The sequence below is a fragment of the Methanosaeta sp. UBA458 genome (assembly GCF_002496085.1).
GTDB lineage: Archaea > Halobacteriota > Methanosarcinia > Methanotrichales > Methanotrichaceae > Methanothrix > Methanothrix soehngenii.
Genome location: NZ_DAIK01000055.1, coordinates 1,061 through 9,410, shown reverse-complemented (window position 1 = coordinate 9,410; position 8,350 = coordinate 1,061). Strand labels below are relative to the sequence as shown.

Below are 8,350 nucleotides of genomic sequence, written 5' to 3'. Positions count from 1 at the left end.
AAAGTCAATTACGGAAGGCTTCAGGGAGACTGGCTCCTCCTTAAAAGATATCTCAGGGAAACAGGATCAAATCATCGATAGGATAGACTGTGCCCGCGAGGAGATCGTCTCTGAGGTTTCCGGCATGCGCTCGGATCTTAAGGGCCGCACAGAGGAGCGGCTGCAGAGGATCGAGAGCGATGTGACTGAGATCAAAGCCAGGATGAGATCCTAAATCATTCCACGATTTGCATCAATTCATAGGATCATCATCTGATCAGGATAAGAGCGCCCCGGCCAGAAATGCCAGCAGGGCCACAGCCATCCCTTTCTTTATCGCCTTCTGAGAGCCGGCTGCGTCCTTCCGGATTACTTTGTACACAGAGAGCAGAAGGAGCAGATCCGCCACCGCTACTATCAGCAGGTATAGCCTCCCAAAGGGGGCGAGGAGGCTCAGGGCCACTCCCGCCACTCCGAAGAGCCCGGCCAGGGCTGCCGCCGCGCGCTCGCCCGCCAGGATGGGTAAGGTTCGGGCTCCACCCTGCTGGTCTCCCACCATATCCTCGATGTCCTTGGCGATCTCCCGGCTCATGCTGGCCAGAAAGGAGAGGCCGAAGGGGACCTGGTTGGCCAGGATGCCCATAAATCCAGCCACTGCCCCTCCAAAGAGGAAGGTGGAGCCGGTAAGATAAGAGACGGACAGATTTCCTAGAATTGGGGTGGCCTTCAGGTTTCGGGCATAGAAGAAGAGGAGCAGGGAGTTGAAGGCGGCGATGGCCAGACATATCCGACCGGCCAGGCCCGCCAGAATGCAGCCGGCGGCGAAAAGGGCGATCGAGTAGTAGAAAGCCGTCTGGGGCCGGACTCGCTTGCTGGGGATGGGCCGGTCAGGCCTGTTTATGGCATCGATCTGGCGATCATAGTAATCGTTGATGACATTTCCCGCCCCAGTGATCAGGAAGACGGCCCCAGCGATGATTAGGGCAGCGTGCATATCCTGAACCATAGCGATCAGAAGGCCGATTATGGCTGCCGCTGATGCCATCAAGCAGTTGAACGGGCGGAGGATCTCCCAGAATGCCAGCAATTCTACCCTCTTTGGCGGCCTTTAAAACGAGGTCGCACGTGTGAGATAGAGCAGATAGATCTCAGTTAAGTAGCTATCGATATGGCTGTGGCTGCCAGGCAATCTATTGTGGTTAAAATTGCTATCGATCCGGTCATCGATATCCAGATCCATCTCACTCTTGCTGCCCAGGTTGTCCTCGATCGAGCAGTCGAAATAGCTGCCGACCGGGCGATCAAGCTCATTTAAATCCTTTGGACCGTCATTTTCGCTCTCGATTGGGCTTGAGCTCTTGCCGTCCATCGAAGAATCAGTCTTGCGATTGATCGTGTCTTCTATCTTGCCGATTGAACATTGAATCCTGCGGTTGACCTGGCCGAAAATCCTTCTATCAATAAGCCTGTCGATTTGCCGATCGATCAACTTCTTGATCCGGCCGTCGGCATTGCCCTGGATGAACCTCTCAAGATCACTTTCTATATTGGCAGCGGTGATGTCAGCGTTATAGCCTTTCATCTGCGTATCAGCATGAACCCTGGAAATGCCGCCTTTGAGTTTGCCTGCCGCGTCCTTCCTCTTCTCCTCATGCCCAGACTTCTTTTTCCTCGGGCCGGCATGAGCAGGGACGGCAGATGGGGCAGTAGCATTGGATGAACCATCCGCAGGAGGTGGGACAAACGCTCCGGAGAGCTTTAATAGGTAGGTGCTGCTGGCAGGAACGCTCTCTCTGCGGATCAATTCTGAGCCCTGCAGCCTGGCTACCACCTTTGAGCATTTGCTGCTGTCGATCTTCAGGAGCCTCCTCAGATCGGATTGATAAATTCCCTCTGGCCGCAAGGCTATGATATCCATCGCCTTCTCCTGCAGAGCAGCAATGCTGCTCTTAGCGGCAAATTCTGACTTCTCCCCCATTTTCATACTCCCTTTGGTCAGATAGAGCCCAAACTTAATTATTTTTGATATACTGTAATGAATTCTCTTGATATAAAACTCTTTTGCATTTACCCCTTATTTTGTCTAAAAATAGCAGATATAACCTCATATTCCGAGAAAATTCCATAGAATACTGGGATTTATTGCAGAAAATCTATCAATATTTTAAATATTTTATGAGATATTCAGCTTCTGCCAAAGGATCGCAATGTTGGCGGCGGGAAAATCTAATGTTATTATATCGCATCGCTCGGGGAAAATCGGGCCCGAATCTCCTGCGCTTTGAGCATAGGCAGTCCGATCTCTTCAACCATTCCCTCAAGCCTCTTTCGTTCTGCAGATCGCAGCGACTTGCGGTCGATATAGGCATAAGTGGCATTCGAGCTTTCCCGAGCAATTTCAACCGCCTCTAAATCCAGATCAGGAACCTGATAGCTGGAGAACATATGGCCAAAAGCTATACGAGAGTTGAAGATCAGCTCAGTCTGCCTCTGCACATAATGACCTCCTCCAAATCCCAGAAACACGGGCAACTCCTCCGGTCCAAGGGCCAAAATCGCCCTTGCCACCGCCTCCCCCGCCTTCAAATCTACCCACTGCTCCTTTGTGCTGCCGATCTCAGCGAAGAAGGATGGTGTCCTTACATCCACAGGACCATGATGAGTGGCCTCAGCCGAGACTATATACCCCGGCATCGACAGGGAAACGATAGCTGAGACATTATATAGAAATGACCTCAAGCCTGCGGGAGCGGCAGCGGAAAGACGGCTCTTGCCCTCTCCCACCTCCAAAATGCCAGTAAAATGCCCTCCGAACCAGGGTAATGCTGCCTTGGCCTCATGCCTGCAGGGGAGAACGATCATATCTGGATAAAGATCCAGATCCGCCAGACGATCGTCCAGACCAATAAGGGCGGTCTGCTTATCATCATGAACCAGGAGACGGAAGTTTCCGCTGGATCGGTATCCTTTGCACTCCTGCCAAGCCTGCAGCTCAAGCAGACGTCCAAAGATATTGAAACTTGCCGGATCTGCCCGAGAGCAGACTACAGCAATCTGACCAGGCTGCTGAATTCTCAGATCTCCCTGCCGATCCCCAGCATGTCCGCTACCATTGGCGCATAGTCTATCTTGGTAGACTTTATCTCATTAAGAGGCATGATGACCACCATCGGCCTTTCAGTGATCAGCCCCTGGGAAGAGAGGTTGCGCAGCTCCTGATCCAGGCGGCTCTTGAGCTCCGGATAGCCAGTGGAGAGGAACGCCCCGAATATCTCGCCAGGCTGCATATAGGTGAAGAGCGGCGCTCCAACCCGGCGGAAGGCCTGATAGACCTTGGCCAGATCTTCCCGGTCATGGCCGTGCCTGATGGGTACGTGATAGAAGGACATCAGCTCGCAGCAGATCTTCTGCCAGTCGATATAGGCTTCCCGGGTCAAGAGGCCGCTCTGAAAGAACTTGGTCCGCTTTCCGGAGATCGTAGGCCTGGATATGCCCGTCCTTCTGGAGAGCTCAAGGTCGGAGAGCATGGGATACTTCACAAAGGCATATAGGGTCAGCTTATCCTTCTCCGTCAGCCGTGAGTCCTCAGTCAGTGCGGGACGGGGAGGAATCATCCCGCTGGGAAGATCAGCTCTTTCCAGATCGAAGAGGCCGTCAACTGCCAGGGCGGCATCAGATGAGTAGCCGGAAACCTGGAAGGGATAGTGATAATAATGAATATCCTCAACGAAATCGTTCCTATAGTACTCATCGATGATTGGATCGAAGTTAACCCGAAAATCCGTCAGGCTCCGGGAGTAAAATGTTGAGACGGAATCGGTGTCTGTTGCAGTATGGGATACGCAGTTAGGATAGTTTATCCATCTCTTGTGGGACTCAGACTCCTTCCTCACTTCGTATGGCGCAGTCGGATTGTACTTGACGAACACTGAGGTCAGGATTTCGGCACCCACAGCTTCTCCGGAAGGCACATTCAATAGCTTAATGAGTTTCCAGTCTCTGAACTTCCTTTTGCTCTTGAATATGGTTGATCGATCCACGCCTATGTTGGAGGCGAGATCAATATCGCTAAATCCCGGATATCTGGCAAGACCGTAAAGAACTAACCTCTCCTTTGATGTTAATTTTAGCTGCATTCGCATATCATATACATTTCATAAGTATTTATAGATTGCTTATTCTTAGAGTATAGAATACATACGTCCTTCATTTTACATGGTATCAGCAGGTTAATTTTGCCATAATTTAATCTGCAGGCTCATGGTCTGCACTTTAATCCATTCGCGGAGCCATAGCTGAATGATTGGTTTGAATCCCTCTAAAAAAAATGGGAATCGACAGAATGCATCTGGTGTCTTCCAGCTCACTCCTAATGCTCATGATGTTATTATTAATGGCGTTGTCCAGCATCTTGCTTTCATTATTTTCTGTCTGCCTAATGGTTTTATCACTTCAGCCTTTGATCGGAGGAGAATACTAATAACATGGTTTATATAGAACCTCAAACAACGCCTAGATAATAAATCCTTATTGAGGTATTAAATTGGCAGGACAATTCAGCGGGACCCCTATATTCGTCCTTAGGGAAGGCAGCCAGAGGACTGCGGGAAGAGAAGCGCAGAGATCGAACATCATGGCGGCGAAGGCTGTAGCCGGCGCAGTGAGGACCACTCTTGGCCCCAAGGGCATGGACAAGATGATGGTGGACACCATGGGAGATGTGGTCATCACCAATGATGGCGTCACTATCCTCAAGGAAATGGATATCGAGCATCCGGCAGCTAAGATGATGGTGGAGATCGCCAAGACCCAGGACACTGAGGTTGGAGACGGCACAACCACTGCCGTGATCCTGGCAGGAGAGCTTCTCAAGCAGTCTGAGGAGCTACTGGAGCAGGATATCCATCCCACAGTCATCGCAGCAGGCTACAGAGCGGCGGCAGATAAATGCATGGAGATCCTCCAGAGCCTGGCCAAAAATGTCACCGCCAATGACCAGGATCTTCTCAATAGCATCGCCATCACTGCCATGACCGGCAAAGGCTCTCAGGCCGCCAGGGAGAAGCTCGCCGATATTGCCGTAAGAGCAGTCCAGGCGGTTGTGGATGAGGACGGATCGGTGGACACCGATAACATTACAGTAGAAAAGAAAGTAGGCGGCAGCATATCCGACTCGAAGATCGTGCAGGGTGTGGTCATAGACAAGGATCGTCTCCATCCCAGCATGCCCAAGAAGGTCACAGATGCGAAAATTGCATTGCTGAACGCTGCGGTGGAGATCGAGAAGACTGAGGTCGATGCCAAGATCCAGATAACCTCTCCCGCCCAGTTGCAGTCGTTCTTAGATCAGGAAGAGAGCATGCTAAAGGGCATGGTCGACAGGATCGCCGCCACCGGGGCTAATGTGCTCTTCGTCCAGAAAGGGATTGACGACCTGGCCCAGCATTATCTCGCCAAGGCCGGAATCTACACTGTACGCCGGGTCAAGAAGAGCGACATGGAGAAGCTGGCTCGGGCCACGGGTGGAAGGGTCGTCACCAGCCTCCATGAGATCTCAGTGGATGACCTGGGCAAGGCTGGCCTGGTGGAGGAGAGAAAGGTCAGCGATGAGAAGATGACCTTTGTTGAGGACTGCAACAATCCCAAGTCCGTCTCCATCATCCTTCATGGCGGGACAGAGCACGTGGTCGACGAGCTGGACAGAGCGATGGAGGATGCCCTCCGAGTGGTTGGTGTGGCAATTGAGGATAAAATGCTGGTTGCCGGCGGCGGAGCGCCAGAGGTGGAACTTGCCTCAAGGCTCAGGTCTTATGCCTCTACTGTGGGCGGCCGTGAGCAACTGGCCATAGAGTCCTTTGCCAATGCCATGGAGATCATACCCAAGACCCTGGCCGAGAATGCGGGCCTGGATCAGATCGATACTCTAGTGGCACTGCGCAGCCAGCATGAGAAGGGCGTTATGACCGCAGGCCTGGACATGGATTCCGGCAAGCCGGTGGATATGATGCAGATCGGTGTGGTCGAGCCCCTGAGGGTTAAGAGCCAGGCCATTAGCTCTGCCGCTGAGGCAGCGGTGATGATCCTGAGGATCGATGATGTCATCGCCTCCAAGTCCGGTGGGCAAGGCGGAATGCCTGGCGGAATGCCCGGTGGAATGCCCGGAGGCATGCCGGGCGGTATGGGCGGGGACTTCGATTAAGCCCTCAACCTCTCTCTTTTTTTTATTCTGCAGTCACCTTGAAAAAATCTTAAGGCATACTGGTTTTTCATGCTTTATGAATGAGGTGCTTTGGAAGCTTGCAGCTCCCCCTTCGCGACAGCACCAGAAAAATTTAAAAAAAAGCGGCGAAATGCCGCTCAGTGGTTACCTACGAGAACATGCGCAGAGATTCCTCAGATCCATCGATCTCGTCTCCCAGAACCTTTTTGATCCCTTTATCAAAGTCATCTTTGCTGACGATGGTCGCATTTCTGCGCAGAGCGTTCATGCCTGCCTCTACCGCGATGGATTTAAGGTCTGCGCCGCTCGCCTCATCCGTAACTGTGGCGATCTCGGCCAGGTTGACATCCTCTGCCTTCCTCATCTTCCGGGTATGGATCTCCAGTATCTTGAGGCGGCCCACAAGGGATGGCATGGGTATCTCGATGATCCTGTCGAAGCGTCCCGGTCTGAGCAGGGCAGGGTCAAGGATATCTATCCTGTTCGTGGCGGCAATGATCCTGATATCTCCCCTGGTTCTGAAGCCGTCCATCTCCGCCAGAAGCTGCATCATGGTCCTGTTGACCTCTGCGCTTCCAGTGGTCCCATCATGGGTCCTGATGCTTCCCACCGCATCGATCTCATCGATGAATATGATGCTTGGCGCCTTTTCCCGGGCCATCTGGAATATATCGCGAACCAGCTGTGCACCTTCGCCGATGAACTTATGCACCAGTTCCGATCCGGACATGTGAATGAATGTGGCCTTGGATTCGTGGGCCACGGCCTTGGCAAGCATCGTCTTGCCCGTCCCGGGAAGACCGTAGAGTAGCACTCCTCTTGGAGGTTCAATTCCTATGTCCTGGAAGATCTCGGGATTGGTTAGGGGAAGCTCGACCGTCTCCCTTACCTCCTGGATCTGAGCCTCCAGGCCTCCAACCTGATCATAGGATACATCCGGAAGCTCAACCAGCTCCATTACCTTGGCGCGGACATCAACCGAGCGCTCAAGAATGCGAACTACAGTCAGGGAGTTGTTGATTGCCACCCGGGAGTTTGGCTGGAGTTGTTCCATCATCTCTGGAGCAACCGTTGTGATGAATTCCTGATTGTTTCCGTGCTGTCTCAGCAGGACATAGTCCGGTCCCATCTCAACAACAGTTGCCAGGAACAGAGGCATCCTCTTGAGAAGAAGATTCTCTTTCTTAAGCCGCTCAACCTCACGCAGATACTTTTTGTTGGCGATTAGGGATTCGAAGAGCTTTGCCCTTACCTCTTCCCGCTCCATCCGGGTGGTTTCCAGCTCTTCTGCGAGGCTCTTTGTATCTGATTCCAGAGCGGCTATCCTCTTTAGGAATGATTCCTGTATTGTGTCTTGACCAGAGAATGCTGTTGATTCACTCATATAATCAGGGACTGAGTTTTCAAGGCTTATAAATTCATCTCTGAAGGAGGCTAGGGGATTATTGAAAATCGCTGCGCCTTTTTAAGATCCTTTGCTTTCCTTTGAGACCTCTTTTTTGGCCATCTGCAGCCGCTGTTTTGCAGTATATCCGGTCGCTTTTTCCAAAAAATTTCGGAAGCGCTTGTTGGTGTCCAGGATCTGATCGTCTTTTGCGTCCGAATACGATTCAGTGGTGACATTGAGCTTCTTATTATTGATCGATACCTGGATGCTTTTCAGGGCGCCAAAGGAGAGCGAGAGCATTCCGTCCAACTCTTTTATCTCTGCGGGGAACTCCTCTTCCAGAACCTTTCTGATTCTCTCCATGTCGGGCTTGAATCCGCGCTTGAATGAGTAATCCATGTGAGAAGGTGAATTCTGATCGAGTAATAATGTTTCGAGCCGTTTTGCCCAATGCCCCTTAAAAAAGAGCGCTCATCCTCCCATCTCAGGAGGAAAAGCGGGTGATGTTCTCACTGATGCATCCATATTTAGATGCAAGCGTATCTTGCTGCCTCGCCCAGATCTTCCTGGATTCTTAGGAGCTGGTTGTACTTGGCCGTCCTCTCGGAACGGGCAGGAGCGCCAGTCTTCAGCAGCTCGCAGCCTAAGGCCACTGCCACATCTGCCAGAGCGGAGTCCTCGGTCTCTGCAGAGCGATGGGATGCCATGACCTTCCATCCAGAGCGGAAGGACATCCGAGCAGCGTCAAAGGCCTCGGATACCGT

Annotated in this window: 8 protein-coding genes and 2 pseudogenes; 3 read left to right on the top strand and 7 right to left on the bottom strand. The window is 52.0% G+C overall.

Annotation, left to right across the window (positions count from 1 at the left end; translation table 11 throughout):
- Nucleotides 1–214, top strand: a pseudogene (locus BP822_RS03765) (acylphosphatase); the annotation flags it as partial.
- A 42-nt stretch (nt 215–256) separates the two neighbouring features.
- Here BP822_RS03765 and BP822_RS03760 read toward each other — a convergent pair.
- From BP822_RS03760 to BP822_RS03750, 3 genes are all read right to left on the bottom strand, one after another.
- Entirely contained in the window at nt 257–1,066 is an 810-nt protein-coding gene (locus tag BP822_RS03760; protein ID WP_013718115.1) for a geranylgeranylglycerol-phosphate geranylgeranyltransferase, read from the bottom strand.
- Nucleotides 1,067–1,087: 21 nt separating this feature from the next.
- On the bottom strand, nt 1,088–1,963 hold the full coding sequence (locus BP822_RS03755) for a MarR family transcriptional regulator (protein ID WP_157863599.1): 876 nt from the start codon (nt 1,961–1,963) through the stop codon (nt 1,088–1,090).
- 251 nt (nt 1,964–2,214) lie between these two features.
- Nucleotides 2,215–2,841, bottom strand: coding sequence for a D-aminoacyl-tRNA deacylase (locus BP822_RS03750; protein WP_013718117.1), 627 nt, complete (start codon nt 2,839–2,841; stop codon nt 2,215–2,217).
- Between BP822_RS03750 and BP822_RS03745 the strand changes: the two genes are divergently transcribed.
- Entirely contained in the window at nt 2,818–3,102 is a 285-nt protein-coding gene (locus BP822_RS03745) for a hypothetical protein (protein ID WP_052297499.1), read from the top strand. The genes BP822_RS03750 and BP822_RS03745 overlap by 24 nt on opposite strands.
- On the opposite strand, the gene BP822_RS03740 is transcribed toward BP822_RS03745, so the two are convergent.
- The gene (locus BP822_RS03740) at nt 3,054–4,115 is read right to left on the bottom strand and encodes an Lrp/AsnC family transcriptional regulator (protein WP_013718118.1); all 1,062 of its coding nucleotides are present in this window, start codon (nt 4,113–4,115) and stop codon (nt 3,054–3,056) included. The genes BP822_RS03745 and BP822_RS03740 overlap by 49 nt on opposite strands.
- 407 nt (nt 4,116–4,522) lie before the next feature.
- Here BP822_RS03740 and thsA point away from each other — a divergent pair, with 407 nt between their 5' ends.
- On the top strand, nt 4,523–6,178 hold the full coding sequence (gene thsA / locus BP822_RS03735) for a thermosome subunit alpha (RefSeq protein ID WP_013718119.1): 1,656 nt from the start codon (nt 4,523–4,525) through the stop codon (nt 6,176–6,178).
- A 169-nt stretch (nt 6,179–6,347) separates the two neighbouring features.
- On the opposite strand, the gene BP822_RS03730 is transcribed toward thsA, so the two are convergent.
- From BP822_RS03730 to eno, 3 genes and pseudogenes are all read right to left on the bottom strand, one after another.
- Complete coding sequence (locus BP822_RS03730) at nt 6,348–7,583, bottom strand: proteasome-activating nucleotidase (protein WP_013718120.1); 1,236 nt, start codon at nt 7,581–7,583, stop codon at nt 6,348–6,350.
- An 81-nt stretch (nt 7,584–7,664) separates the two neighbouring features.
- Nucleotides 7,665–7,985, bottom strand: coding sequence for a DUF5611 family protein (locus BP822_RS03725; RefSeq protein WP_013718121.1), 321 nt, complete (start codon nt 7,983–7,985; stop codon nt 7,665–7,667).
- Nucleotides 7,986–8,113: 128 nt separating this feature from the next.
- Nucleotides 8,114–8,350 (bottom strand): annotated as a pseudogene (eno, locus tag BP822_RS03720) (phosphopyruvate hydratase); the annotation flags it as partial.

Bases quoted from the DNA above. Each gene is read 5' to 3' on its own strand.
- BP822_RS03755 (WP_157863599.1), bottom strand. From the start codon at position 1,963: ATGAAAATGGGGGAGAAGTCAGAATTTGCCGCTAAGAGCAGCATTGCT.
- BP822_RS03745 (WP_052297499.1), top strand. From the start codon at position 2,818: ATGCCTGCAGGGGAGAACGATCATATCTGGATAAAGATCCAGATCCGC.
- BP822_RS03750 (WP_013718117.1), bottom strand. From the start codon at position 2,841: ATGATCGTTCTCCCCTGCAGGCATGAGGCCAAGGCAGCATTACCCTGG.
- BP822_RS03740 (WP_013718118.1), bottom strand. From the start codon at position 4,115: ATGCAGCTAAAATTAACATCAAAGGAGAGGTTAGTTCTTTACGGTCTT.
- BP822_RS03730 (WP_013718120.1), bottom strand. From the start codon at position 7,583: ATGAGTGAATCAACAGCATTCTCTGGTCAAGACACAATACAGGAATCA.
- BP822_RS03725 (WP_013718121.1), bottom strand. From the start codon at position 7,985: ATGGATTACTCATTCAAGCGCGGATTCAAGCCCGACATGGAGAGAATC.